Raw genomic sequence first — 26,454 nt, forward strand, 5'->3', positions numbered from 1 at the left:
CCGAGCGCCGCGCCGGGCCGTCAGCGTGCCGCGCCGGCCACCACCTGGCTGCTCGACACCGGGTGCAGCGGCCGGCCGGTGTCCTCGAAGGCGGTGACGTTGGCGAGCGTCGTCTCGGCGATCTCGGTCAGCGCCTCGCGGGTGAAGAACGCCTGGTGGCCGGTGATCAGCACGTTGGGGAAGGTGAGCAGGCGGGCGAACACGTCGTCGCGGATCACCTGGTCGGAGAGGTTCTCGAAGAACAGGTCGGCCTCCTCCTCGTAGACGTCGAGCGCGAGGCTGCCGAGGGTGCCGTCCTTGAGGGCGCGGATGACGGCGCGGGTGTCGATGACGGCGCCGCGGCTGGTGTTGACCAGCATCAGCCCGCGCCTGGCGCGGCCGAGCAGCGCGCCGTCGACGAAGTGGCGGGTGTCCGGCGTGAGCGGGCAGTGCAGGGTGACCACGTCGCTCTCGGCGAACAGCGCGTCGCGCGGCACGTAGCGGGCGCCGAGCGCCGTGCAGGCCGGGTTCTCGGCGATGTCGTGGGCGAGCAGCCGGCAGCCGAAGCCGGCGAGGATGCGGGCGACGGTCTCGCCGATCTTGCCGGTGCCGACGACGCCCACGGTCTTGCCCGCGAGGTCGAAGCCGAGCAGCCCGTCGAGCGCGAAGTTGCCCTCGCGGACGCGGTTGTAGGCGCGGTGGATCTTGCGGTTCAGGGCGAGGATCAGGGCGACCGTGTGCTCTGCCACGGCCTGCGGCGAGTAGGCCGGCACGCGGCACACCGCGACCCCGAGCGCCGCCGCGGCGGCGAGGTCGACATTGTTGAAGCCGGCGCTGCGCAGCGCGACGAGCCGGACGCCGAGGCCGGCCAGCGTCTCCAGCACGGGCCGGTCGACGACGTCGTTGACGAAAGCGCAGACGGCACCGCAGCCGGCGGCGAGCGGCGCCGTCTCGGCCGACAGCCGCGCGTCGAACCACACCAGGCGGTGGCGGCCGTCGGCATCGGCGGCGGCGAGGAACTGGCGGTCGTAGGGCTTGGTGCTGAACACGGCGATCTTCACGGGGGACTCCTTGCTGGATGGTCGCGAGTCCTGCCAGACCGGTCCGGCGGAGTCGCGGCCGGGCCGCACCACCGGCTGCGGCGGGGTGCCGCGCGGGCAGGGCGGACCGGCCCGATCCGCCGGCGCTTGCGTTTCGCAAAAGACCGCGTAGGACTTTTCCGTCCCCGGGCCGGCGCGCCGGCCGGGGCGGGACAGCGGATTCGACGCCGAGGCTCTCCATGATCGCACGCATCTACAAGCCGGCCCGGAACGCCATGCAGTCGGGCACCGCCAAGACCCGGCACTGGGTCCTCGACTACGAGCCGGACGAGCCGCGCCATGTCGAGCCGCTGATGGGCTGGACCAGCTCGGGCGACACCCGCCAGCAGGTGCGCATGCAGTTCGACACGAAGGAGGAGGCGATCGCCTTCTGCGAGCAGCATGGCATCGCCTACCAGGTGCTCGAGCCCAAGGCGCCGAGCCGCCGCACCATCGCCTACGCCGACAACTTCGCCTACACGCGCCGCGGGCTGTGGACGCACTGATCACGGCGGCGGACCCCGACCCGTCATTCTGAGGTGCGCGCCGCGCCGCTCCCGGGGGACGGCGCGACGCCGTAACCCGCAGCCGCTGGCGCCGGCGGCCGGACGGCCGTTGAATCGCGGCCTCCGACGCGCTAGAACCTCCTCCACACTGTTATGTTATTACGTTGGAGGATTGAATATGAACGCTCGGTATCGCATCGCGCGGACGTCGCGTCGGGGCCTGCTCCGAGGCGGGCTGGCGACGGCCGGCGTGGCCGCGGCGGCCCTGGCCGCCGTCCTGGCGGCGCCGTTCGCCTTCGCCCAGTCCGCCGAGACCGACAAGCCGGCGGCGCCGGCCGCGGCCCCGGCCGAGCCGGCCCGCGTGGTCGCCAGCTTCTCGATCCTCGGGGATCTGGTGAAGCAGGTCGGCGGCCCGCTGGTCACGGTCGACCTGCTGGTCGGCCCGAACGGCGACATGCACGCCTTCCAGCCGTCGCCGGCGGATTCGCGAAAGCTCGCCGGCGCGAAGCTGGTGGTGATGAACGGCCTCGGCCTCGAAGGCTGGGCCGAGCGGATGATCAAGGCGTCCGGCTACACGGGTCCGGTCGTGATCGCGGCGAAGGGGCTCAAGCCGCTGGCCAAGCCGGCGGGCGGGCACGGCCATGATCACGGGCACGGACACGACCACGGGCGCGACGATCCGCACGCCTGGCAGTCGGTCGCGAGCGTGAAGCTCTACGTCGCCAACATCCGCGACGGGCTCGCCGCCGCCGACCCGGCCAACAAGGCCACCTATGCGGCGAACGCCGAGGCCTATCTGAAGACGCTCGACGCACTCGACCGCGACATCAAGGCGGCCTTCGACGGCATTCCGAAGGACAAGCGGCGGGTGATCACGGCGCACCAGGCGTTCCGCTACTACGGCGCCGCCTACGGCATCGACTTCCGCGGCGCCAAGGGCGTGAGCGAGGAGTCGGAGCCGTCGGCGCGCGAGATCGCCGATCTGATCAAGCTGATCAAGAAGGAGAAGGTGCGGGCCCTGTTCGTCGAGAACATCTCCAACCGGCGGCTGCTCGACCGCATCGCCCAGGAGACCGACGCCAAGGTCGGCGGCACGCTGTACTCCGACGCGCTCTCCGAGCCGTCCGGCCCGGCGCCGACCTATGTCGACATGATGCGCGCCAACACCAAGGCGCTCGCCGACGCGCTCAAGGGGTGAGGGTCACACGACAGACGGGCCGTTCCACGGTTTGTCCAGTCGGTCCGGGGCGGCGCGTCGGCGCCCCGGAACCCCTAAGCCCTGTCTCTCGTGAGCCACGGGCACCGGGCGTATGATTCCGGGGCGCGGACCTGACGGCCCGCGCCCCGGAATGACGGTCGGCCTCACCCCTTCAGCGCGGCCGAGAGCTTCGCGGCGTGGTCGGCCAGCACCGCCGTATCCTCCTTGAAGGTCGCGGCCGGCTTGAGCGGCACGCCGTCCTTGCGCGGCAGCACGTGGACGTGCAGGTGGAACACCACCTGGCCGCCCGCCGGCTCGTTGAACTGCTGGATCGTGACGCCGTCGGCCTTGAACACCGCGGTCGCCGCCTTGGCGATCGTCTGAGCCACGACATGGACGTGGGCGAGGTCCTCGGGCGCGATGTCGTAGATGTTGCGGGCCGCCGCCTTGGGAATCACCAGGGTGTGGCCGGGGCAGCGCGGCATGATGTCGAGGAACGCGAAGGCACGCTCGTCTTCGTACACCTTGTGACAGGGAAGCTCCCCGCGGAGAATCTTCGCGAACACGTTCGAAGTGTCGTAGCTCGCCATGGCTGCCTCATTCCCTTCGCCGGGACGCGCGGCCGCGCCGATCGCGGCCGTCCGCGACGATACCGATCGGTCGAGCATGGATGGCAACCGGGGGGCCCGGCGTCAAGCACGCGGCGCCGCCCCTGCGGCGCCCGGACCGACTAGCCCGCGATGCCACGTTGTTTAACGACGCTTTAACGCCGGTTGTGGATCATGGGCAGTGCGAGCATCGTATTTGCGGGGCTGCCATGACGGAAAAGCGGCGACACATGCGGGTGCGCCCGAGCGGCCTCGTGCCGAAGATCGGCAAGATCTACGTCGATCCGAAAAGCCCTGCCATCGAATGCCAGGTCATCGACGTGAGCGCCAGCGGGGCCTGCCTCTACGTCCAGGGCAGCGCGCCGATCCCCAAGCGCTTCACCTTCCTGCACGGCAGCGTCAGGAAGAGCAGCCGGCTGGTGTGGGAGAAGGGCCGCAAGATCGGCATCCAGTTCTGAGCGGCGCCTTCCGCCCGCGCCCCGGACCGGGCGCCTCGGGTCAGTCCGTCTCCATCTCCTCCTCGGCCGGCGGGCGGATGTCGAATCCGTCCTTGCGGAACGGGCTCGCCGCGGCGAGCTCGCGGGCGGCGGCATCGACATAGGCGCGCTCGCGCTTCAGGTAGTCGGCGATGGCCCGGCGCAGCGCCGGATCGGCGATGTAGTGCGCCGACCAGGTGGTGTTGGGGAGATAGCCGCGGGCGAGCTTGTGCTCGCCCTGGGCGCCCGCCTCGACGCGAGCGAGGCGGCGCTCGATGGCGAACTCGATCGCCTGATAGTAGCACAGCTCGAAATGCAGGAACGGGTGGTGCTCGACGGCGCCCCAGTGGCGGCCGAACAGCGTGTCGCCGCCGATGAAGTTCAGCGCGCCGGCGACATACCGGCCGGCCCGCTTCGCCATCACCAGCAGGATCCGGTCGGCCATGGTCGCGCCGACCCGCGAGAAGAAGTCGCGGGTGAGATAGGGGCGGCCCCATTTGCGGGACCCGGTGTCCATGTAGAACGCGAAGAAGGCGTCCCAGGCCTCCTCGTCGATGGCGGTTCCGCTGAGGCGGACGATCTCGATGCCGTTCTCCACCGCCTCGCGGCGCTCGCGCTTGATCGCCTTGCGTTTGCGTGCCGCCAGCGCGGCCAGGAAATCGTCGAAGGTCGCGTAGCCGGGATTGTCCCAGTGGAACTGCTGGTCGGTGCGCTGCAGCCAGCCGTGTGCCCCGGCGAGCCGCCACTCGGCCTCGGTCATGAAGGTAACGTGCGCCGAGGAGGCGCCGTCCCGCCCGCACAGGGTCTTCAGGCCGTCGAGCAGCACGGCGCGGGCGATGTCGGCATGCGGGCCCGGCGCTACCAGCAGGCGGCGGCCGGTCGCCGGCGTGAACGGCACCGCGACCTGGAGCTTCGGGTAGTACTGGCCGCCGGCGCGCTCGTAGGCGTCGGCCCAGCCATGGTCGAACACGTACTCGCCGCGCGAATGCGATTTCAGCCAGCACGGCACGACCCCGAGCGCGGTGCCGTCGGCATCCTCCAGGAACAGGTGCCGTGGCTCCCAGCCGGTTCGCCTCCAGGCCGAGCGCGAGGCTTCGAGCGCCGACAGGAAGGCGTGCGAAACGAAGGGGTTGTAGGCGAGTTCTGAGATGGCGCCGCAGGTCGCGGCCGGCGAACCCGACGCTGCCGTGGTGGTCGGGTTGGCGCAGCCGTCCCACACCTCGGCGGGGATCTCGGCGATTGCCGACACCACGGTGATGCGCAGCCCGGCAGGGACCGCCGGTCGGTCGGGGGTGGCGGGGGTGGAGGTCAGCGGGAGCTCTCCGTCTCGACGATCCTTCAAGTCTACGCCCGAAACCCCTCGAAGATCACCTGATCGGCGCCCCGGCGCAGCGCCTCCTGCCGTTCCGCCTCGGACCGGATGGTCCAGGAGAGCAGGGGGCGGCCGAGGGTCTTGGCGATCCGCGGCGGCCATGTCCCGAGATCGTGCAGGCGCCATGCCAGGAAGGCCGGATCGGCCCGCAGCGTGTCGACCACCATCCCGATCCGGCGGCCGAGCGGGCCGGGGCCGGCGAAGCGGCGCTCGCCGACGAGACCGCGGACGAGCCCCGGCGCCAGTGCCTTCACGGCGATCATCAGGGCGGGATCGAACGACATCAGGGCGATCGGCCCGGTCGTACCGGCCAGCACCGCGGCGGTGCGACGGGCGAGGGTGTCGTCGCCGTCGAAGCGGCTCTTCAGCTCGATCAGCAGCGGCGCCCGGCCGCCGACGAGGTCGACGAGCTCGCCGAGCGTCAGCATGCGGTCGGCGGTCGCCAGGAACGGGCGGGCCTTCAGGGTGGCGGCGTCGAGGCTGCGCAGGGTCTCCCGGCCCTCGATCAGCCGGCCGAGGGCGTCGTCGTGGTGGACCATGGCCTCGCCGTCGCGGCTCCGCTGCAGGTCCACCTCGATCCCGTAGCCGGCCGCCACGGCGGCCGACACGGCGGTCGCGGTGTTCTCCACGACGCCCGTGGCGGCGTCGTGGAGGCCCCGGTGGGCGATCGGGCGCGCCGTGAGCCAGGCGAGCTCGCTCATGACCCGAACGTGCCCATGGCGCGATCCCTGGTCAGGCGACCTCGAAGGTGCCTTCGACCTCGACGGCGGCGTCTCCGGGCAGCACCGCGACGCCGATCGTCGTGCGGGCATGCCGGCCCTTCTCGCCGAACACGTCGACCATCAGGTCGGAGGCGCCGTTGAGGACCTTCGGGCCGTCGAGGAAGCCCGGGGTCGAGGCGACGAAGCCGCCGAGCCGGACCACCCGCACCACCTTGTCGAGGTCGCCCAGCGCCGCCTTCACCTGCGCCAGCAGGTTGATGGCGCAGATGCGGGCCGCCTCGCGGCCCTGGTCGATCGACACCTCGCCGCCGAGCTTGCCGACCGCGACGGCCTTGCCGTCGACCAGGCAGAGCTGCCCGGAGACGAACAGCAGCCGGCCCGAGCGGACGAAGCCGACATAGTTGGCGATCGGCGCCGCCGGCGTCGGCAGCACAATTCCGAGTTCCGCGAGTTTCTTTTCGGCACTACCAGTCATTTCAAGCCTCCCCGGCCCGTTTTGGTGACGCAGGTTCTTGTCCCCGATCGCGTATCCGAGCGCAATGGGGCGCCGCCAAGGCTCGTGCGGCGGCGACGGGCGAGGGCATGGCCGTGCTGCGGTCGCGGGTCGGACCGGGCCGCGGTTGCGGCGACTCTGGCCGGCCCCTATGTTCGCCGACGGCGCACCGGACGGCCCGGCGACCCACTGGAGACCCTTCGAGCGATGGACCTCGGCACTCTCGGACATCCGCGGGCGCGTCTCGCCTTCGTGGTGGCGCTGGTCGCCGCGAGCATGACCGCCACGCCGGCACCGTCGGCCGGCGCCGCGCCCGGCCTCGCCTCGCATCGCGCCGTCTACGACCTCAAGCTCGTCCGCTCCCAGGGCAAGCGCCCGCTGCAGTCGGTGCGCGGCCGCATCCTGTACGACTTCTCCGGCAATGCGTGTGACGGCTGGGTCCTGCAGTTCCGCCAGGTCTCCGAGCTCGACAATGGCGAGGGCCGGGTGGCGGTCAGCGACCTGCGGGCCTCCACCTGGGAAGAGGGGAACGCCAGGAGCTTCCGCTTCAACTCGCAGAACTACGTCAACGACCGGCCGGGCGACATGGTCGACGGCAAGGCCGAGCGGCGCGACGGCAAGGTCGCGGTCGCACTGGTGAAGCCGAAGGACACGTCGTTCGATCTCGACGCTGGAATGGTGTTCCCGACCGAGCACATGCGGCGGGTGCTGGAGGCGGCGCGCGAAGGCAGGACGCTGCTCGAGCTGCCCGTCTACGACGGATCCGAGAACGGCCAGAAGGCCTTCAACACGCTCACCATCATCGGCCAGCCGATCGGCCCGGAAAGCCGCGCCGAAGGCGACGCGACGGTCGGCCAGTCGGCCCTCGACGGCCTTCGCCGCTGGCCCGTGACGATCAGCTATTTCGACCGCGCCACCGCCGGGCAGGGCGAGCAGACGCCGGTCTATGCGATCGGCTTCCAGCTCTACGAGAACGGCGTCTCGCGGGCGCTCCGCCTCGACTACGGCGACTTCGTCGTCGCCGGCGAGATGTCGCAGCTCGACATCAAGGCAGTCGACAAGGCCGCCGAGCGCACCTGCCCGTGAGCTGACGCGGATCGTCGCGGCGGACGGACCAGGCCGATCCGGTGGGCTGCAGGCTCGCGCCACCGGACCGACGCTCAGGACTTGGACGCTCAGGATTTCGGTGTCTTCGGCGTCTTGTCGGCGTCGTCCAGCATCAGGCCGCGGATCACGGCGGCCTTGCCGAACTTTTCGCGCAGCCTGTCGACGGCGTGCTCGGCCGCCGCGGTGCGGGTCGCCCGGACGTCGATCAGGTCGGGCGGATCGGCGTCGTCGCCCGAGGCGAGGGTGCCGACCCCGATGCCGATCAGCCGGAACCGGGTGCCGTCGATCTCCGGCGCCAGCAGCTCGCGGCCGACCGTGAAGATGGTCGCGGCGAGCGCGGTCGGGGCGGGCAGGCTGTGCGAGCGGGTGCGCAGCCGGTGGTCGGCGCGCTTGAGCTTGAGCGTCACGGTGCTGCCGGCGAGGCCGGCCGCCTTCAGGCGGGCCGACACCTTTTCGCACAGCGGCCACAGGATCTTCTCCAGCCGGCGGCGGTCGGCGAGGTCGGCGTCGAGGGTCGTCTCGGCCGAGATGCTCTTGGCCGGCCGGTCGGGGGTGACGGTGCGGGCGTCGATGCCGCAGGCGAGGCGGGCGAGCCGCAGCCCCTCGGCCCCGAAGGCGCGCATCAGCGTCGTCTCGTCGGCGCGCTGCAGGTCGGCGACGGTGCGGAAGCCCGCCTTGCCGAGCGACGCCGCCGTCGCCTTGCCCACTCCGAAGATGGCGGTGACCGGCTTCGGCGCCAGGAAGCGCGCGGCGTCGGCCTGCGTCAGCACCGAGAAGCCGCGCGGCTTCTCCAGATCGGAGGCGAGCTTGGCCAGGAACTTGTTCTCCGACAGGCCGACCGACACGGTGATGCCGATCTCGCGCTCGACCCGGCGGGCGAAGCGGGCGAGCGTCACGGCCGGTGCGGCACCGTGCAGCCGTTCGGTGCCGCCGAGATCGAGGAACGCCTCGTCGATGGACAGCGGCTCGACCAGCGGGGTGAGCTCCAGCATCATGGCCCGCACGGCGCGGCCCGCCTTGGCGTATTTCGCCATGTCGGGCTTGATCACCACGGCGTCGGGGCAGAGGCGCCGCGCCTCGAACATCGGCATCGCCGAGCGCACACCGCAGGTGCGCGCGACGTAGCAGGCGGTGGCGACGACGCCGCGCTTGCCGCCGCCGATGATCACCGGCAGGTCGCGCAGCTCTGGCCGGTCGCGCTTCTCCACCGCGGCGTAGAAGGCATCGCAGTCGACATGGGCGATATGTAAGCGGTGGAGCTCCGGGTGGCGGACCAGCCGCGGCGAGCCGCAGCGGGGGCAGCGCGTGGCCGCCTCCGGTGCCTCGCTCAGGCAGTCGCGGCAAAAGGCCGCCATCGGGCGCCTCGTGGTCTCGTTTCGGCAGGGGGCGCTTCTGCGCGTGTCGTTCCGGCGAGTGTCGGCCCTGGTCATGAGTCGATCAAGGCGGCGGCCGGACCGGCGACGGTAACGCGCTCGGCGGTGCCGCAGTCGTCCGGGGGTGCCGGAGGCCTCCGTATTCACTATACTTAACAAATCCTTTAGGAGTCGCATTTGTTTGCGATTGTGAAAGGAATAGCCTGTAGGGTGAACTAGTAGGGATCATGTCGCGTGCGGCGGCGAACCGCCGGAATCGCCGGAGCGGTCGCGAACCGCGGAGGGCTTCGATGGCGAAGACCGTCCTCATCGTGGAGGACAACGAGCTCAACATGAAGCTCTTCCACGATCTTTTGGAGGCGCACGGGTACAACACGGTCGGTACCCGGAACGGGGTCGAGGCCCTCGACCTCGCCCGGCGCCATCGGCCCGACCTGATCCTGATGGACATCCAGCTGCCGGAGGTCTCGGGCCTCGAGGTGACGCGGTGGCTGAAGGACGACCCCGAGCTCAAGGCGATTCCGGTCGTGGCCGTGACGGCCTTCGCCATGAAGGGCGACGAGGAGCGCATCCGCGAGGGCGGCTGCGAAGCGTATCTGTCGAAACCGATCTCGGTCGGCAAGTTCATCGAGACGGTCCGCCACTTCCTCGGCCAGCCGTGAGGTGATCGTTCGATGACTGCCCGCATCCTCGTCGTCGACGACGTCCTGGCGAACGTGAAGCTGCTCGAGGCGCGGCTCTCGGCGGAGTATTTCGACGTCATCACGGCGCTGTCGGGCGCCGAGGCGCTGGCGATCTGCGAGCGGGCGCAGTGCGATATCGTGCTGCTCGACGTGATGATGCCGGACATGGACGGCTTCGAGGTGTGCCGCCGCCTCAAAGCCAACCCCAAGACCCACCATATTCCGGTCGTCATGGTGACGGCGCTCGACCAGGCCGCCGACCGGGTGCGCGGCCTCGAGGCCGGTGCCGACGACTTCCTCACCAAGCCGGTGTCCGACATCGCGCTGGTCGCGCGGGTGCGCTCGCTCACCCGCCTCAAGCTGATGACCGACGAGCTGCGCATGCGGGCGCACACGTCGCGCGAGATCGGCATCGAGAACCCGGTTATGGAAGCGATAGCCGACACCGGTCGCAGCGGCCGCGTGCTGCTCATCGACGACCGCCGGTCGTCGTTCGAGCGGATCTCCGGCATGCTGTCGGCCGAGCACACGGTCGACGTCGAGAGCGACGCCGCCGAGGCGCTGTTCCGGGCCGCCGACGGCGGCTACGACCTGATCGTCATCTCGCTGGCGCTGGAGAGCTTCGACGGCCTGCGCCTGTGCAGCCAGCTCCGCTCGCTCGACCGCACCCGCAACGTGCCGATCGTGGCGATCGCCGATCCGGAGGAGGAGAGCAGCCGGCTCAACCGCGGCCTCGAGATCGGCATCAACGACTACGTCTTCCGGCCGGTCGACCGCAACGAACTGCTGGCCCGCGCCCGCACCCAGGTGCGCAAGAAGCGCTTCACCGAGCGGCTGCGCGACAACGTCCAGCTCTCCATCGAGATGGCGATCACCGACGCGCTCACCGGGCTGCACAATCGCCGCTACATGGAGACCCATGTGGCGACCCTGGTGGAGCAGGCGATCGCCCGCGGCAAGCCGCTCGCCGTGCTGGTGCTCGACATCGACTACTTCAAGGCGATCAACGACACCCACGGCCACGACGGCGGCGACGACGTGCTGCGCGAGTTCGCGACGCGGCTGCGCAAGTCGATCCGCGGCATCGATCTCGCCTGCCGGTTCGGCGGCGAGGAGTTCGTCGTGGTGATGCCGGACACCGATCTGGGGATCGCCGCCAAGGTGGCCGAGCGGCTGCGCCGCCGGATCGCCTCCGAGCCCTTCCTGATCCATGCCACCGGCCGCACCGTGGAGGTGACGATCTCGATCGGGATTTCCGGGCTAGCCGGTCCGGATGATAGCCCGACAAAGGTCCTCAAGCGGGCCGACGAGGCGCTGTATCGGGCTAAGCGGGACGGTCGCAACCGGGTCGTCGCCGCCGCAGCGTGACAATCCGCACGATTTGTTTCGCCAAGCGCCTGATCTGTAAACCTTAATCGTTTAGATTGCCGCGACTCGGCCGGGCCGGGCCGGCGGACGGAGGTTGATTTCCGCGGAACTTGCGATAGATTTTGATTGAAATTGCTCGAACGGGGGATTGAGGCCGGCCAGCGGCCTCTCCCAATCGGCGAGCACGACTAACCCTACGGAGTGCTCAGGTCCGCCGCATCTCCTGGGTCCGTGGGGTTCGGCCGGCCGGTGAGCGGTGAGAGTGGCCTCCTCATAACACCGCTCCCGGCCGGCCACTTTTATTCGTGGCGGCTTATTCGTGGCGGCCTCGCCGGACACCGGCGCCAGGGCCGTGTGGACGGCTCCGGGCCATCCGGACCGCAGCCGCTCCGTTCTTCGGCCTACATCGTTCGACGCGCACCCCAGTGGCCCGCCCGGCTCGCGAGAGCCGGGCGTCGCGTTTCGACGCATGCCGGGGCGATCCGGACGGGAAGGTCCCCGCCGCCGCTACCGACGCCGAAAGGCCGGGGCGAGCCCGGCCAGCAGGGACGATCGGACGAGGGGAGCTGAGAACAGGAACGCCCGGGACAGGAACGCCCGGACAGCACCGCTCGGGACAGGCGTGCCCGCCGGGGTGGACCCGCCGGAACGGCGGCGCCCTTACTTGATCTTGGCTTCGCGGAACTCGACGTGCTTCTTGGCGACCGGATCGTACTTCTTCTTGACGAGCTTCTCGGTCTGGGTGCGCGAGTTCTTCTTGGCCACGTAGAAATAGCCGGTGTCGGCGCTCGACACGAGCTTGACCTTGATGGTGGTTGCCTTCGCCATGGGGCGCCCTCGAAATCGTTCGAACGATGCGGTGAGTTGCGGGCAACCTAGTGACAGGGCCCGAAAAGTCAAGAAAGCACCCCGCCCGGCAGGTATCCGCGACGGCGACGGGCGTTGCCGAAGCGGACGGGGCTGCCGGACGGGGGCATCGACGTCGGGGAAACGCCGATTTCGTGGCTCGGGCCCGCCGGTCCGGCGGACCGTGGTGATTCCGGGACCGGCGGAGCGCTACGCACGCCGCGCCCCCCCCCCGAGCCGTCGCGACCATCGCAGGCGGACCCGGCGGGAACGGGGCAGGGAGGTTGCGGCGTGTTTCGATCCGACGCCGATTTGTAACGGGGACGCCCTCTACGGCCGCCGCACCGGGATCGTCGTCGCGAGCGCCGGCGCGGGCCGCGGCGGAACGCCGGCGAATCGGCCGCGCCGCGACGGCCGACCCGTATCCGAGCGCGGCCGCGCCGGCGGCCGCGATCCGGCGGACGGGACCGTCGGCGCCGGCACCCCGCCCGGCAGCCATCCGAGGCGGGGACGAGCCTGGGCGGACGGACTGTCGGGCGGGACCATCGACGGGGGACCGTCGACGCCGTGGCTCCGGGAGGGCGGTGGGAGCATCCGGTCTGCTGGACCGGCCGTCCCGACCTTCGGTTCGGAGCCGCCGTCATCGTCGCCGCCGGACGCGGCGGGAGAGGGGCCGGGCATTGCGGAGTGTGTCGGCCGGATGCCGGAGTGTTGCGGGCAGCGGCAGCGCGGTGGCGCGCCGTGGCGATCAGTCGGTCGGCAGCGACAGGCGGATGTCCTGCTCCTGGTGGCGCAGCACGGCACGCAGCCGCTCGCGAGCCCGCTTGAGCAGCGATTCGATCGCGAACACGGTAGTCTCCATCACGGTGGCGATCTCCTCGTTGCCGAGCCCCTCGTGATAGGACAGCAGGATCGCGACCCGCTGCCGTTCCGGCAGCGCGGCGACCGCCTCCTCGAGCATCTCGTTCACCTCGGCGCGCTGCAGCGTCGTGATCACGTCCGGGCGCGGATCGGCCGGCTCGGCGATCCCGTCGAGCGGCTCGGTGCGCTGGCGACGGTGGAAGTCGATGCAGCGGTTGATCACCACCCGGCACAGGAAGGTGGAGAACTTGGCGCGCCCCGGTTCGAAGCGGTGCCGACTCGTCCAAATTTTCAGAAAAGTGTCTTGAACGACGTCTTCGGCATCGGCCGCGTTGCGCAGAATGCGCAGCGCGAGAGCGTAGGCCTGATCGACATGGCGGCCCACCAGCATCCGGAACGCGGCTTCGTCGTCGGCCGCGATCCGCCGGATGAGGTCGTCGTCCGAGACCTCCACGTTCTTCCACCTCATCGTCGCCGCCGGCCGCGGCGAACCTCACGCTTCGACGGTCGCGGCGGGACTCACGCCGGATCCGTCGAAGCGGCCGTTTGCGTCGGCCGGGCCGCTCTGCGCGCGGCGAACCAGCCCGTCACGCGTCGTACCGTGACGAACAGCAGCGGGATGAAGAACACCCCGAGGACCGTCGCCGCGATCATCCCACCCAGCACGCCGATGCCGATGGCATTCTGGCTCCCGGAACCCGCTCCCGTTGCCGTCGCCAGCGGCACGACGCCCAGGATGAAGGCGAGCGACGTCATCAGGATCGGCCGGAACCGCTGGCGCGCTGCATCAAGGGCAGCCGAAGCAAGATCCTCGCCGGCCTTCAGACGCGCCAGCGCGAACTCGACGATCAGGATCGCATTCTTCGCCGACAACCCGATGGTGGTCAGCAACCCGACCTTGAAGTAGACGTCGTTCGTCTGCCCCGTCAAGGTCGCAGCCACGACCGCCCCCAAGATGCCGACAGGCACCGACAGCAGCACGGCGATCGGCGTCGACCAGCTCTCGTAAAGCGCGGCGAGCGCCAGGAACACCACCAGAAGCGAGATGACGTAGAGGGCCGCCGCCTGGCTGCCGGCGAGCTTCTCCTGTCTGGAGAGGCCGGCCCAGCCGGGGCGGAAGCCGGTTGGCAGCGACTCGATGATCCCGGCGATCTCGTTCATGGCGTCACCCGAGCTGACACCCGGTGCGCCTTGACCGACGATCTCGACCGCCGACGCACCGTTGAATCGCTCGAGCTTGGGCGAGCCGAAGGTCCAGCGGGTCGAGGTGAACGCCGAGAACGGCACCATCGAGCCGGAGGTGTTGCGGACGTACCAGGACTCCAGGTTCTCGGGCGTCATCCGGTGCTTGGCGTCCGACTGCACGTACACGTACTTGACGCGGCCGCGATGGATGAAGTCGTTGACGTAGGTGCCGCCCCAGGCGGTTGCGAGCGTGTCGTCCACGTTGGCGAGCGACAGGCTGAAGGCGCTGGCCTTCTCCTGGTCGACGTCGACCGTGAATTGCGGCGTGTCGTCCTGGCCGTTGGGACGCGTCGCCATCAGCTTGCGGCTCTGCGACGCGGCGCCGAGCACGCGGTTGCGCATCTCCATCAGGGTCTCGTGCCCGGCCCCGCCGACGTCCTGGAGGTAGACGTCGAAGCCCGACGAGTTGCCGAGCCCCGGTACGGTCGGCGGCGTCAGGGCGAACACCATGGCGTCGCTTATCCGTGCGAACGTGCCCATGGCGCGGCCGACGATCGCCTGTGCTGCCAGGGCCGGGGACTTTCGCTCGTCGAACGGCTTGAGCTTGACGAACGCCATGCCGGTATTCTGGCCCTCGCCGGCGAAGCTGAAGCCGCTCACCGTCAGGATGCCGTCGACGGCCTCCTTCTCCTGGTCGAGATAGTAGCGCGTCACGTCGGCCAGGACACGATCGGTGCGATCCTGGGTGGCGCCGACCGGAAGCTGCGCCATCGTCATCAGGATGCCCTGGTCCTCGTCGGGCAGGAACGAGCTCGGCAGCCGGGTGAACAGCGCCGCGGCAGCCAGGACGACGATCACGAATCCCGCCAGGAACCAGCGCGGGCGGCCGACTACGCCACCGGCACTGCGACGGTAACCCTCGGTCGTCCGGTCGAAGTTGCGATTGAACCAGCCTGCGAGACCGCGCGTGCCGGAGTGTTCGCGGCGCGGCCGCAGGATGGTGGCGCACAGCGCCGGCGTGAGCACCATCGCGACGATCACGGACAGGATCATGGCCGAGACGATCGTCACCGAGAACTGCCGGTAGATGACGCCGACCGAGCCGCCGAAGAACGCCATCGGCACGAACACGGCCGACAGCACCGTGGCGATGCCGACCAGTGCGCCGGTGATCTCCCGCATGGACTTCTGGGTGGCCTCCTTGGGCGGCAGGCCGTCCTCTTCCATCACGCGCTCGACGTTCTCGACCACCACGATGGCGTCGTCGACGAGGAGGCCGATCGCCAGCACCATGGCGAACATGGTCAGCATGTTGATCGAGTAGCCGGCGATCGACAGCACCCCGAAGGTTCCGAGCAGCACCACCGGTACGGCGAGCGTCGGAATCAGGGTCGCCCGGAGATTCTGGAGGAAGATCAGCATCACCAGGAAGACCAGCACGATCGCCTCGGCGAGCGTCTTGACCACTTCCTCGATCGACAGGCGGACGAACGGCGTCGTCTCGTACGGATAGTGGACCTCGACGCCCTCCGGCATGGTCGCCGCCGAGTCGGCGATCGCGTTCTTCACCCGGTCCGCGGTGCCGATGGCGTTGGCGCCGTTGGCCAGCATGATGGCGAGGGCAGCGGCCGGCTTGCCATTGTAGCGGCTCGACGAGCGATAGTTGTCGGCGCCGAGCTCGACGGTCGCGACGTCGCCGATGCGGACGATCGAGCCGTCGGCGGCGCTCTTGAGGATGATGTTGCGGAACTGCTCGGGCGTCTGCATGCGCGAGCGTGCCCGCACGGCGGCGTTGAGCTGCTGTCCCTGGAGAGCCGGACGGCCGCCGAGCTGGCCGGCGGCGATCTCGACGTTCTGGGCCTCGATCGCCGCCGACACGTCGGTCGGCATCAGCGAGAACTGGGCGAGCTTGTCGGGATCGACCCAGACCCGCATGGCGTAGCCGGAGCCGAGAAGCTGCGTCGAGCCGACGCCGTCGAGCCGCTTGATGGTGTCGTTGAGGGTGCTGTTGACCCAGTCGGAGATGTCGACGTCGCTCAGCGAGCCGTCACGCGACACGAAGGCGATCACCATGAAGAAGCTGTCGGAGGCCTTCGACACCGAGATGCCGGTGCTCTGCACCACCGACGGGAGTTGCGCCGTGACGAGCTGCAGCTTGTTCTGCACCTGCATCTGGGCGATGTCGGGATCGGCCGCGTTGGTGAAGGTCAGGGTGATCGACACGGTGCCGGACGAGCTCGACGAGGACGTCATGTAGTCGAGGTGGTCGATGCCGGTCATGCCCTGCTCGATCACCTTGGTGACCGAGTTCTCGATCGTCTGCGCGTCGGCGCCCGTGTAGGTCGCGGAGAGGCGCACCGAGGTCGGTGCGATCTGCGGATACTGGGCGATAGGCAGGGTGAAGACGGCGAGCAATCCGCCCAGCATGATGCCGATGGCGATCACCCAGGCGAAGATCGGCCGATTGATGAAGAACTGTGCCATGGTTTCGCTCCGCCCGGGCTCACTCGGTCCGGTTCGGTGCGGCGCCGCTGTCGGCTCGCCGCCCGGCCGGACCGGCGCCGTTCGGGGCGCCCGCCGGGGCCGCATCGGCGCGTTTCACCTCGCCGGTCGATTCGTCGAGCGTCACGGCGACCGGCCGCACCGGCTGGCCGGCGCGCGCCTTCTGCGAGCCCTCGATGACGATGCGGTCGCCGTCGGCGAGCCCGGAATCGACCAGCCAGTTCGAGCCGATGCCGCGGCGAATCTGCAGGACGCGCTGCTCGACCGTGTCGTTCTGGCCGACGAACAGGGCGACCGCCTCGCCCTTGACGTTGCGGGAGACGGCGCGCTGCGGCACCAGGAAGCTGCCCGGCGCGATGCCCTCCTCCAGCACGGCCCGGACATACATGCCGGGCAGCAGCAGCCGCTCCGGATTGGGGAATTCGGCGCGCAGCGTGAACGTGCCGGTGCTCTCGTCGACCTTGATCTCGGCGAAGCCGAGCTTCCCGGGGTGAGGATAGGGGCGGCCGTCCTCGAGGATCAGTCGCACCGGCACGGCGTCGCCGCGGTTGGCGAGCCGCCCTTCGGCGAGGGCCCGGCGGAACTTGAGGAAATTGAGGCTCGACTGGGTGAGGTCGACATAGATCGGGTCGATCTGGCGGATCGTGGCGAGCGCGTCGGTCTGGTTGGCCGTCACCAGGGCCCCCACCGTGATCGACGACTTGCCGATGCGGCCGGCGATCGGCGCCTTGATCTCCGTGTAGGCGAGATTGATCCGCGCCGTGTCGAGATCGGCCTTCCCCGAGGCGACGGCCGCCTTGTTCTGCGCCAGCGTCGCGACGGCGTCGTCGAGGTCCTGCTGGCTGACCGCCTTCTCCTTGCTCAGGCCCTTGTAGCGCTCGACCTTGGCCTGGGCGCTCGGCACCGCGGCCTCCGCCTTCTGCAGGGCGGCGACGGCGCTGTCGTAGGAGGCCTGATAGGTCGCCGGATCGATCTGGTAGAGCAGCGCGCCGGCGGCGATCTCGGACCCTTCGACGAACAGCCGTTGCTTGATGATGCCGTTGACCTGCGGCCGCACCTCGGCGGTGAGGAACGCCGTCGTGCGGCCCGGCAGCTCGGTCGTCACGGCGACAGACTTGGGGTGCAGCACCAAGACGCCGACTTCCGGAGCCGGCATCGCGCCGCCCGGCCCGGGCGCGCCCATGGCGCCGCCCTTGCCGTTCTCCTGGCCGCAGGCGGCCAGCAGGGACGCCGCGAGGAGGGCGGCGGCGAGAGCGGGTGCCGCGGATTTTTTGTGGGGGGTGAAGACCATGACGTGCATCCGTCTGCTTTTTCCAGCCGCCGGCAGTGGATCTCCGGCGCGGCTTGAATTAGGAAACTGGTGAGTTTATATATTCGCGCGACCCGGCCCGTCAACCGGCGGCCGGTTGCGGCGTTCACCCTGGAGCCCTCTGGTCGAGAATGACGGTCGACGAAACCTTGACGAAGCCGAGGAAAGTCACGGTCGACGAGGCCCCGGCCCGCGGACGCGGCCGGCCGAAGGTCGTCGACGACGCCACCCAGCGGGCCCGCATCGTCGCGGCGGCGCGCGAGGTCTTCCTCGCCGGCGGCTACGACGCCACCACCATGGATGCGGTGGCGCACCGCGCCGGCGTGTCGAAGAAGACCGTCTATCAGCTCTTCGAGAGCAAGGACGCGGTGTTCGCCGCGATCATCGTGGCGCATCGCCAGCTCATGCTGGTGGTCCCGGCAGACGACGACGACCGCCCGCTGGAAGGAGGCGCTGGCGTCGATCTTCCGGCTCGACCTCGACGCCGAATCCGAGCGCGACCGCTCCGCGCTGCTCCGGCTGATCATGCTGGAGATGCCGTTGCGCCCGGCGCTTGCCCGGGTGGTGTTCCGTCACGGGCCGGAGGAGTCGCGGGCCAGCCTGGCGCGGTGGCTCGCCGCCCAGGCGGCGCGTGGTCGCATCGCGATCGGCGATCCCGCGCAGGCTGCGGGACTGCTGATGCACATGGTGTTCGCGCCGATCGGCTTCGACGACAACGGCCCGCGCCTTCCCGCGCCGGACGAGCGACGCGCCCACGCGACGGCCGCCTTCCGTATCTTTCTTCACGGCGTCGTGCCGCAGCCTTCACGGGAATGACCAGACCATGACCTCCAGACTGCCGCGCCGGCGCCCCGGTCGGGCCGCCACCGTCGTGTCGTGCACGCTCGCCGCCGCCATGCTCGCCGGGTGCGCCGTCGGCCCCGACTACCGGGCGCCCGAGCTCGCCCTGCCGCTGCACTGGGCGAACGCACCGAAGCAGAAGCCGGCGGCGCCGCGGGATCTGGTCCGCTGGTGGCAGGGCCTGCGCGACCGCACGCTCGATTCCCTGATGGACGAGGCGGTCGCCGGCAACCTCGACGTCGCCAACGCCAAGGCCCGCATCCGCGAGGCGCGGGCGAACCGCAAGCAGTCGATCGCGGCGCTGTTCCCGACCCTCGACGGCTCGGGCTCGCTGACCCGCAACCGCACCGGCAACTCGGCGCCGTCCGACACGGCGCCGGTGTCGGGCTCGCCCTACACACTCTATCAGGCCGGCTTCGACGCCAGCTTCGAGCTCGACATCTTCGGCGCCAACAAGCGCAGCCTCGAGGCCTCCACGCGGGCCCTGGAGGCGAGCTTCGACGACCTCGATTCAACGCTGCTGACGCTGCTCGGTGACGTCGCGTCCTATTACACCGAGGCGCGCGGCTACCAGGCGCGCATCGCGCTCGCCAAGCGCACCGCGGCCTCGCAGCGCGAGACCGCGGCGCTGACGAAGAGCAAGTTCGACGCCGGCTCGGCGTCGGCCGTCGACGTCGCCAAGGCGGTGGCGCAGGCGGCCTCGACCGAGGCCAACATCCCGCAGCTCACCGCCGCCTATGCCGAGGCCGTGCACCGGCTCGGCATCCTGCTCGGGCGCGAGCCGACGGCGCTCTCGGCACGGATGGACCGCGCCGCGCCGATCCCGGCGCCGCGCCTGCCGTTGAAAGCCGGCATCCCGGCCGACGTGCTGTTCCGGCGGCCCGACGTGCGCAGGGCCGAGCGCCAGCTCGCCCAGTACACGGCGAAGATCGGCGTCGCCGAGGCGGCGCTGTATCCGAGCGTGTCGCTCACCGGCAGCATCTCGACCTCCGCCCAGAAGGCCGGCGATCTCGGCAAGGGCTCGACCATCGGCTGGTCCTGGGGGCCGTCGGCCACGGTGCCGATCTTCAACGCCGGCAGCCTGCTCGCCGCCGTCGAGGCGGCCGAGGCGCAGCGCGACCAGTATCTGCTGACGTTCCGCTCGACCGTGCTGACCGCGCTGGAGGATGTCGAGAACGCCCTGGTGTCGCTGTCGGAGGAGCGCAAGCGCGAGCGCAAGCTCGCCGAGTCGGCCAAGAACTACGGCGAGGCGGCGCGGCTGTCGCGCTCGCTCTACCAGACCGGCACGTCGAGCTTCCTCGACGTGCTCGACGCCGAGCGCTCCGCCTATTCGGCCGAGGACTCGCTGCTGCAGAGCCGGGTCGCCATCACGACCGACTGGATCGCGCTGGCCAAGGCGCTCGGCGGCGGCTGGGATCGCCCGGTCGACGTGTCGAAGCCGGAGGTCGTCGACACCGGCACGCTGCCGCACCTGATCGACGTGCGGGTGATGGATCCGGCGCGCTGAGGGGCGAGGGCCGTCACCGCGCCCCTCGATGGCGCGGGCGTGAAGCTCTCTTCGCAGCCCGCGCCGTGGCCTTCGCCGGTTTTGCGGCCGTCACGGCGCGCTTCACCACGGTCGGCACGACGGCGTTCCCGCCGGCCGCTCTACAGCTCCACCCGCGAGAACCGGCCGCGCAGCCAGCGATAGAAGGGCACCGGCAGGTCGGGCGTGAAGCCGCTGGCGATGCGGTGGCCGAGCTCGGCCAGCACCGCCTTGGTGATCGGCGCGAGATCGAGAGTCTCGGCGTCCTCGAGCGGCATCCAGACGAGCTCGACGAGCTCGGCGTCGGGACCGACCACGCCGTCGACCCGGCCGGCGACGGCAGCGGCGTCGACGGCGAAGAAGCGGGTGTCGAAGCGGCGCGGCCGCCGCGGCGGCGTGACGGCGCGGGCGATGAACTGCAGCCCCGACAGGTCCGGCAGCACGCGGGCCGCTGCGAACTGCGCCCACAGCGCCGCGTCGCCCCGCACGGCCACCGGCCACGCCCCCTCGGCCCGTCCGAGCAGGAGCCCCGTCTCCTCGAACGTCTCGCGCACCGCGGCGATGGCGAAGGCGCGCGCCTTGACGAGGCTCGGCCGCTGCGTCGCCAGCATCAGCCGCTCGGCCATGCGCGGATCGAGTTCGCTCGCCGCCGGCACGCCGCGGTCGGCCGGCTCCACCCGGCCGCCCGGGAACACGAACTTTCCCGGCATGAACTTCAGGCCGGCATGGCGCCGGCCCATCAGCGCCTTCGGGCTCGCGCCGCTGCGGTCGATCACGATCAGGGTGGCGGCGTCGCGCGGCTTCAGGTTGGGCGACGTCATGTCCCGCTCGGCGCGGTTCAACCAGCGGGTCAGCCGCTCGGCCAGGGTGGCCGGGGCGGCGCTCGCCAGGCCCTGCTCGGGGGGACTCTCGGCGCGCAGCGTCGCCGGCCCGAAGCCGGTCTCACCGTCCGCTCTGGTGGGCTCGTCCGTCACGTCGTGGTCTACCGCTTCTTGCGCCCGCGCGCGGCGGCGGTGCGCTTCGGCTTCGTCCGCGAGGCCGTCTCCCGGGGCGTCCGCGCGCGCCCGCGCGGGCTGCCACGGCGGCCGTGCGTCTCGACCCGGCGCCCCTCGGAGACGATCTCGAAGCGCAGCGCGCCGGCGACCGGCGCCGCCTCGACGAGCTTCACCGTGACCGGGTCGCCGAGCCGCCAGCTCTCGCCGGTCGCGTCGCCCACCATGGCGTGGTGCGCCTCCTCGTAGCGGTAGTAGTCGCGCCCGAGCGTCGCGGCCGGCACGAAGCCGTCGGCGCCGGTCTCGTCGAGCCGCACGAACAGGCCGGAGCGCGTCACCCCGCCGACCCGGCCCGAGAAGGTGGCGCCGACCCGGTCGGCCAGATGATGGGCGATCAGGCGGTCGACGGTCTCGCGCTCGGCCGCCATGGCGCGCCGCTCGGCCGCCGAGATCTTCGCCGCGACCTCGGCGAGCGCCGCCGTGTCGACGCTCTCGGCGAGCCCGTCGTGCCCGAGCTTCCGGGCCCGGATCAGGGCGCGGTGGACGATCAGGTCGGCATAGCGGCGGATCGGCGAGGTGAAGTGCGCGTAGCGGCGCAGGTTCAGCCCGAAATGGCCGTAGTTCTCGGCGGCGTACTCGGCCTGGGCCTGGCTGCGCAGCACCACCTCGTTGACCAGGGCCTCGTTGTCGCGTCCCTTCACCCGGGCGAGGATCTTGTTGAACTGGGCCGGCCGCAGCGCGCCCGCCTTCGGCACCGTGATGTCGAGGGTGGCGAGGAAGTCGCGCAGCCCGGTCATCTTGTCGATGCTGGGCTCGTCGTGCACCCGGTAGACGAGCGGCGTCTTCGCCTTCTCCAGCGTCTCGGCGGCCGCCACGTTGGCGAGGATCATGAACTCCTCGATCAGCCGGTGCGCGTCGAGCCGCGGCGGCACGACGACGCGATCGACCGTGAAGTCCGGCTTGAGCAGGATCTTGCGCTCGGGCAGCTCGAGGTCGAGCGGGCTGCGCTCCTCGCGGGCGCGCTTGAGCGCCGCATAGGCGTCGTAGAGCGGCTGCAGGACGAGCGGCAGCAGCGGCTTGGTCGTCTCGTCGGGATGGCCGTCGATCGCCGCCTGCGCCTGGCCGTAGTGGAGCCGGGCGATCGAGCGCATCAGGACGCGGTGGAAGGTGTGGCTGCGCTTCTTGCCGTCGGCGCCGATCACCATCCGGGCGACCAGGGCCGGGCGGTCCTCGGCCGGCCGCAGCGAGCACAGGTCGTTGGAGATGCGCTCCGGCAGCATCGGCACGACGCGGTCCGGGAAGTACACGGAATTGCCGCGGGCGAGCGCCTCGCGGTCCATCGCGGTGCCGGGCCGCACATAGGCGGCGACGTCGGCGATGGCGACGTCGAGGACGAAGCCGCCGGGATTGTCCGGCGCGCTGTCGGTGCGGGCGAACACCGCGTCGTCGTGGTCCTTGGCGTCGATCGGGTCGATGGTGACGAACGGCACCTCGCGCCAGTCCTCGCGGCCGGCGAGCGTCGCCGGCCGGGCGTCCTCGGCCTCGGCCAGCACGTCCTTGGAGAAGGTGTGCGGGATGCCGTGGGCGTGGATGGCGATCAGGCTGACGGCGCGCTCGCTGGCGAGCGACCCGAGCCGCTCCTTCACCTTGGCGACCGTGGTGCCGAACCGCCCGTGCTTCTGCACGTCCACGGCGACGAGATCGCCCTCGCGGGCGTCGAGCGTGTCGCCGGGCCGGATGGTCAGCTCGCGTCCGAGGCTCTTCTTGTCGACCGGCACCAGCCGTCCGCCGCCGTCCGGCAGCACCCTGAACACGCCGAGCGCCCGGTGCCTGTTGCGATCCAGCACCTTGATGGTGCGGCCGCGGTGGCGGATGCCGTCCTCCTCGTCGACCTCCTCGGTGCGGACCAGGGCGCGGTCGCCGACGCCCGGGATCTCGGCCGGACGGGCGCGGCGCGGCACGTGGATGCGGATCCGCGGCGCGGGACCCGACTCCTCCTCGTCCCATTCGGCCGGCACGGCGATCAGCTCGCCGTCGGCGTCGCGGCCCGTCACCTCGGCCAGCACCACGGGCGGCAGCCCGCCGGTGCGGCGCATCTTCTTGCGGTACTTCTCGATGCGGCCCTCGTCGGCGAGCTCGCGCAGCACCGTCTTGAGGGTGGCCCGGTCGGCGTTCTTCAGCCCCCAGGCGCGGGCGATCTCACGCGTGCCGGCATTGCCGTCGTGCTGCGCGATGAAGGCGAGGATCTCGTCCTTGGTGGGGAAGACCGGACCGGCTTTTTTCGTCGTCACCGCGAGGTCCGTGCGCCGAGGGGGTTTCTCATGCCCCCAACGTAAGGGGCGAAGCGGGATTCCGCCAGCCGGCATAGAGAGGACGGCCCATAGAGCTCGTCATCGTTGGAGCCGTGATCAGGCGTGTCGGCTCCTGCGGTCCCTCCCCCACAACGGGGGAGAGAGCAGGCTGCGGTGAAGGGAGAAGCCGAGTTCGACCCTTGCCCTCACTCGCTCCCGGCCGGCTCCGGCGTCCTCTTCGCCTTCGCCGCCGGTTTCTTGGCGGCGCCCTTGGCGGCCGCCTTCTTGGCCGGGGCCTTCTTCGGCGGCGCCTTCTTGGCGCCCGCCTTGGCCTTGGCGGCCGGCTTCGCCTCGCCGTCGTCCTTCGCCTTGGCGGCCTTCGGCGCGGCCGCCTTCCTGGCCGGCGCCTTTCGCTTCGGCACGCCGCCGGTCTTCTCGGCCCGGGCCGCGATCAGATCGACCGCCTCCGCGAGCGTGATGGTCTCCGGCGTCTTGTCCTTCGGGAGGGTCGCGTTGATGCCGTTGTGGCTGACATAGGGCCCGTAGCGGCCGGCCTTGACGACGATCGGGCCGCCCTGATCGGGGTGGTCGCCGAGGCTGCGGCCGGGATCGCCGCCGAACCGCCGGCCCTTGCCGCCCTTCTCGCGCTTCTCGGCGATCAGCGTCACGGCGCGGTTGAGCCCGATGGTGAGCACGTCGTCGCCCGGCTCCAGGTTGGCGTAGGTCTTGCCGTGCTGGACATAGGAACCGAAGCGGCCGATGCCGGCCAGGATCGGCTCGCCGTCGTCGGGATGCTTCCCGATCTCGCGCGGCAGCGAGAGCAGGCGGAGCGCCATCTCGAGGTCGACGCTCGCCGGCTCCGTGCCCTTGGGCAGGCCGGCGCGCTTCGGCTTGTCGCCGCCGTTCGCCTCGCCGAGCTGGATGTAGGGGCCGAAGCGGCCGCTGCGCAGCGACACGTCGAGGCCGGTCTCCGGGTCCTGGCCCAGAACCTTGTTCTCGGCCTCGCCGTTCTCGCCGCCGCCGACCGAGAACGGCCGCGTGTAGCGGCAGTCCGGATAGTTCGAGCAGCCGATGAAGGCGCCGAACCGGCCGAGCTTGAGCGACAGCCGCCCGGTGCCGCAGGTGGTGCACACGCGCGGGTCGGTGCCGTCCTCGCGGGCCGGGAAGATGTGCGGGGCGAGCATCGCGTCGAGCGCGTCGATCACCTCGCTGATCTTGAGATCCTTGATCCCGTCCACGGCGCCGGTGAAGTCGGTCCAGAACCGGCGCAGCAGCTGGTGCCACTCGATCTCCGCGTTGGAGACGCGGTCGAGCTGCTCCTCGAGATCGGCCGTGAAGTCGTATTCGACGTAGCGCGAGAAGAAGCTCTCCAGGAACGCCACGACGATGCGGCCGCGGTCCTCCGGCACCAGCCGGCGCTTGTCGAGCCGCACGTAGCTGCGGTCCTTCAGCACCTGCAGGATCGAGGCGTAGGTCGACGGGCGGCCGATGCCGAGCTCCTCCATGCGCTTGACCAGCGACGCCTCGGAGTAGCGCGGCGGCGGCTCGGTGAAGTGCTGGGTGACGTCGAGCGCCTGCTTGGCGAGCAGCTCTCCCGCGCTCATCGCGGGCAGGCGGCGGCTCTCCTCGTCCTCCGGATCCTCGTCGCGGCCCTCCTGGTAGACGGCCAGGAAGCCGTCGAACGTGATCACGCTGCCGGTGGCGCGCAGCTCCAGCGTCCGCCCGCCGGCATTCGCCGTGATGTCCACGGTGGTGCGCTCGAGCTCGGCCGATTCCATCTGGCTGGAGACCGCCCGCATGTAGATCAGCTCGTAGAGCCGCGCCTGGTCGGGCTCGAGGCCGCGCTTGATGTCGCGTGGCCGGCGCGTCATGTCGGTCGGCCGGATCGCCTCGTGCGCCTCCTGGGCGTTCTTGGCCTTGGTCTGGTACTGGCGCGGGCTGTCGGGGAGGTAGCGAGCGCCGTAGTCCTCCTTGACGACGTCGCGCACCGCCGCGATCGCCTCCGGCGCCATCTGGACGCCGTCGGTTCGCATGTAGGTGATCAGGCCGACCGTCTCGCCGTCGATGTCGACGCCCTCGTAGAGGCGCTGCGCCACCCGCATGGTGTGGGCGGGCGCGAAGCCGAGCTTGCGGCTCGCCTCCTGCTGCAGCGTGGAGGTGGTGAAGGGCGGCTGCGGGTTGCGCTTGGTCGGCCGCGCGTCGACGGCGGCGACCGTGTAGCGGGCCGCTTCGAGGGCCTGCTTGAACGCCTCCGCCTCGGCACCGGAGCCGATGTCGAGCCGGGTGATCTTCTTGCCGTCCGCCCCGACGAGGCGCGCCTGGAACGTCTCGCTGCGCGGCGTCGCCAGCGTCGCGATCAGCGACCAGTACTCCTGGCTGACGAACTTCTCGATCTCCAGCTCGCGGTCGCAGACGAGGCGCAGCGCCACCGACTGCACCCGGCCGGCCGAGCGGGCGCCCGGCAGCTTGCGCCACAGCACCGGCGACAGCGTGAACCCGACCAGGTAGTCGAGGGCGCGCCGCGCGAGATACGCATCGACCAGCGCCTGGTCGATCGCCCGCGGATGCTTCATCGCCTCGGTGACGGCCTGCTTGGTGATGGCGTTGAACACCACCCGCTCGATCGGCTGACCGGCCGAGAGCGCGCGCTTCTCGCGCAGCGCCTCCAGCAGGTGCCAGGAGATCGCCTCGCCCTCGCGATCCGGGTCGGTGGCGAGGATCAGCTTGTCGGCGCCCTTGAGGGCGCGGGCGATGTCGGCGATCCGCTTCTGCGCCTTGCCGTCGACCTCCCAGATCATCTGGAAGTCGGCGTCCGGATTGACGGACCCGTCCTTGGGCGGCAGGTCGCGGACATGCCCGAAGGAGGCCAGCACCTCGTAGCCACGGCCGAGATACTTGTTGATGGTCTTCGCCTTGGCCGGAGATTCGACAACGACGACGTTCATGAAAAGCCTTGCAGTGGACGTGGTGCCCCGGGGGCCCGGTTCCGGACCGCCGCGGCCCGGAAAATGGTTAAGCGGGGGGCAGGTGTCAAATCGGGGCTGCGGCGCGCGCCCTGCACACCCGATTACATATCAAAAGTTGTGTTTATTTATGCGTGCGATTTGAGATAGAATTCCTGTCGGAAACGACACCCGAG

21 protein-coding genes and 1 pseudogene are annotated in these 26,454 nt (G+C 70.6%); 9 read left to right on the forward strand and 13 right to left on the reverse strand.

Features of this window, described 5'->3' with window-relative positions:
* Positions 1-20: 20 nt before the first annotated feature.
* Positions 21-1,040: a 2-hydroxyacid dehydrogenase gene (locus tag J2S22_RS02115; RefSeq protein ID WP_272776097.1), complete on the reverse strand. Its 1,020-nt coding sequence runs from the start codon at positions 1,038-1,040 to the stop codon at positions 21-23.
* 218 nt (positions 1,041-1,258) lie between these two features.
* Between J2S22_RS02115 and J2S22_RS02120 the strand changes: the two genes are divergently transcribed.
* Together J2S22_RS02120 and J2S22_RS02125 are read left to right on the forward strand one after the other, a co-directional pair.
* Positions 1,259-1,564 carry an ETC complex I subunit gene (locus J2S22_RS02120; protein ID WP_272776098.1) on the forward strand — a complete coding sequence of 102 codons (306 nt, stop codon included), beginning with the start codon at positions 1,259-1,261 and terminating at the stop codon, positions 1,562-1,564.
* A gap of 178 nt (positions 1,565-1,742) precedes the next feature.
* The gene (locus tag J2S22_RS02125; RefSeq protein WP_272776099.1) at positions 1,743-2,762 is read left to right on the forward strand and encodes a metal ABC transporter solute-binding protein, Zn/Mn family; all 1,020 of its coding nucleotides are present in this window, start codon (positions 1,743-1,745) and stop codon (positions 2,760-2,762) included.
* Between the two features lie 164 nt (positions 2,763-2,926).
* On the opposite strand, the gene J2S22_RS02130 is transcribed toward J2S22_RS02125, so the two are convergent.
* Positions 2,927-3,352, reverse strand: a complete 426-nt coding sequence (locus J2S22_RS02130; RefSeq protein WP_272776100.1) for an HIT family protein — start codon at positions 3,350-3,352, stop codon at positions 2,927-2,929.
* Between the two features lie 248 nt (positions 3,353-3,600).
* Here J2S22_RS02130 and J2S22_RS02135 point away from each other — a divergent pair, with 248 nt between their 5' ends.
* Positions 3,601-3,828, forward strand: a complete 228-nt coding sequence (locus J2S22_RS02135) for a PilZ domain-containing protein (protein WP_272776101.1) — start codon at positions 3,601-3,603, stop codon at positions 3,826-3,828.
* Between the two features lie 40 nt (positions 3,829-3,868).
* On the opposite strand, the gene J2S22_RS02140 is transcribed toward J2S22_RS02135, so the two are convergent.
* The 3 genes from J2S22_RS02140 to J2S22_RS02150 form a co-directional block, all read right to left on the reverse strand.
* Positions 3,869-5,110 (reverse strand): GNAT family N-acetyltransferase, encoded by a 1,242-nt coding sequence (locus J2S22_RS02140; RefSeq protein WP_272776164.1) that lies wholly within the window; start codon positions 5,108-5,110, stop codon positions 3,869-3,871.
* An 80-nt stretch (positions 5,111-5,190) separates the two neighbouring features.
* Positions 5,191-5,919, reverse strand: coding sequence for a glycerophosphodiester phosphodiesterase family protein (locus J2S22_RS02145; protein WP_272776102.1), 729 nt, complete (start codon positions 5,917-5,919; stop codon positions 5,191-5,193).
* A gap of 31 nt (positions 5,920-5,950) precedes the next feature.
* Positions 5,951-6,415: a RidA family protein gene (locus tag J2S22_RS02150; RefSeq protein ID WP_272776103.1), complete on the reverse strand. Its 465-nt coding sequence runs from the start codon at positions 6,413-6,415 to the stop codon at positions 5,951-5,953.
* Between the two features lie 225 nt (positions 6,416-6,640).
* Here J2S22_RS02150 and J2S22_RS02155 point away from each other — a divergent pair, with 225 nt between their 5' ends.
* Positions 6,641-7,519, forward strand: coding sequence for a cell envelope integrity EipB family protein (locus J2S22_RS02155; protein ID WP_272776104.1), 879 nt, complete (start codon positions 6,641-6,643; stop codon positions 7,517-7,519).
* 89 nt (positions 7,520-7,608) lie between these two features.
* On the opposite strand, the gene J2S22_RS02160 is transcribed toward J2S22_RS02155, so the two are convergent.
* Positions 7,609-8,895 (reverse strand): DNA polymerase IV, encoded by a 1,287-nt coding sequence (locus J2S22_RS02160; protein WP_272776105.1) that lies wholly within the window; start codon positions 8,893-8,895, stop codon positions 7,609-7,611.
* A gap of 308 nt (positions 8,896-9,203) precedes the next feature.
* On the opposite strand from J2S22_RS02160, the gene J2S22_RS02165 reads away from it, so the two are divergent.
* Positions 9,204-9,575 (forward strand): response regulator, encoded by a 372-nt coding sequence (locus J2S22_RS02165; RefSeq protein ID WP_272776106.1) that lies wholly within the window; start codon positions 9,204-9,206, stop codon positions 9,573-9,575.
* Between the two features lie 12 nt (positions 9,576-9,587).
* Complete coding sequence (locus tag J2S22_RS02170) at positions 9,588-10,964, forward strand: PleD family two-component system response regulator (RefSeq protein WP_272776107.1); 1,377 nt, start codon at positions 9,588-9,590, stop codon at positions 10,962-10,964.
* Between the two features lie 660 nt (positions 10,965-11,624).
* Here the strand turns inward: J2S22_RS02170 and rpmG are convergent.
* The 4 genes from rpmG to J2S22_RS02190 form a co-directional block, all read right to left on the reverse strand.
* Entirely contained in the window at positions 11,625-11,792 is a 168-nt protein-coding gene (rpmG, locus tag J2S22_RS02175; protein ID WP_111385023.1) for a 50S ribosomal protein L33, read from the reverse strand.
* 766 nt (positions 11,793-12,558) lie between these two features.
* Entirely contained in the window at positions 12,559-13,140 is a 582-nt protein-coding gene (locus J2S22_RS02180; protein ID WP_272776108.1) for a sigma-70 family RNA polymerase sigma factor, read from the reverse strand.
* 50 nt (positions 13,141-13,190) lie between these two features.
* Positions 13,191-16,340, reverse strand: coding sequence for an efflux RND transporter permease subunit (locus J2S22_RS02185; RefSeq protein WP_272776109.1), 3,150 nt, complete (start codon positions 16,338-16,340; stop codon positions 13,191-13,193).
* 19 nt (positions 16,341-16,359) lie between these two features.
* Positions 16,360-17,649: an efflux RND transporter periplasmic adaptor subunit gene (locus J2S22_RS02190; protein WP_272776110.1), complete on the reverse strand. Its 1,290-nt coding sequence runs from the start codon at positions 17,647-17,649 to the stop codon at positions 16,360-16,362.
* Between the two features lie 149 nt (positions 17,650-17,798).
* Between J2S22_RS02190 and J2S22_RS30870 the strand changes: the two are divergent.
* From J2S22_RS30870 to J2S22_RS02200, 3 genes and pseudogenes are all read left to right on the forward strand, one after another.
* Positions 17,799-17,990, forward strand: a pseudogene (locus J2S22_RS30870) (TetR family transcriptional regulator); the annotation flags it as partial.
* Positions 17,968-18,483 (forward strand): TetR/AcrR family transcriptional regulator C-terminal domain-containing protein, encoded by a 516-nt coding sequence (locus tag J2S22_RS02195; protein ID WP_272776111.1) that lies wholly within the window; start codon positions 17,968-17,970, stop codon positions 18,481-18,483. The pseudogene J2S22_RS30870 and the gene J2S22_RS02195, both read left to right, overlap by 23 nt.
* Positions 18,484-18,490: 7 nt before the next feature.
* Positions 18,491-20,014, forward strand: coding sequence for an efflux transporter outer membrane subunit (locus tag J2S22_RS02200; protein ID WP_272776112.1), 1,524 nt, complete (start codon positions 18,491-18,493; stop codon positions 20,012-20,014).
* 140 nt (positions 20,015-20,154) lie between these two features.
* Here J2S22_RS02200 and J2S22_RS02205 read toward each other — a convergent pair whose 3' ends face one another.
* The 3 genes from J2S22_RS02205 to topA all read right to left on the reverse strand — a co-directional run bounded on the left by J2S22_RS02205 (position 20,155) and on the right by topA (position 26,260).
* On the reverse strand, positions 20,155-21,006 hold the full coding sequence (locus J2S22_RS02205; RefSeq protein ID WP_272776113.1) for an NUDIX hydrolase: 852 nt from the start codon (positions 21,004-21,006) through the stop codon (positions 20,155-20,157).
* Positions 21,007-21,014: 8 nt separating this feature from the next.
* Entirely contained in the window at positions 21,015-23,390 is a 2,376-nt protein-coding gene (rnr, locus tag J2S22_RS02210; protein WP_370878162.1) for a ribonuclease R, read from the reverse strand.
* A 131-nt stretch (positions 23,391-23,521) separates the two neighbouring features.
* Entirely contained in the window at positions 23,522-26,260 is a 2,739-nt protein-coding gene (topA, locus tag J2S22_RS02215; RefSeq protein ID WP_272776115.1) for a type I DNA topoisomerase, read from the reverse strand.
* Between the last annotated feature and the right edge of the window lie 194 nt (positions 26,261-26,454).

The sequence above is a fragment of the Rhodoplanes tepidamans genome (assembly GCF_030813915.1).
Lineage (GTDB): Bacteria > Pseudomonadota > Alphaproteobacteria > Rhizobiales > Xanthobacteraceae > Rhodoplanes > Rhodoplanes tepidamans.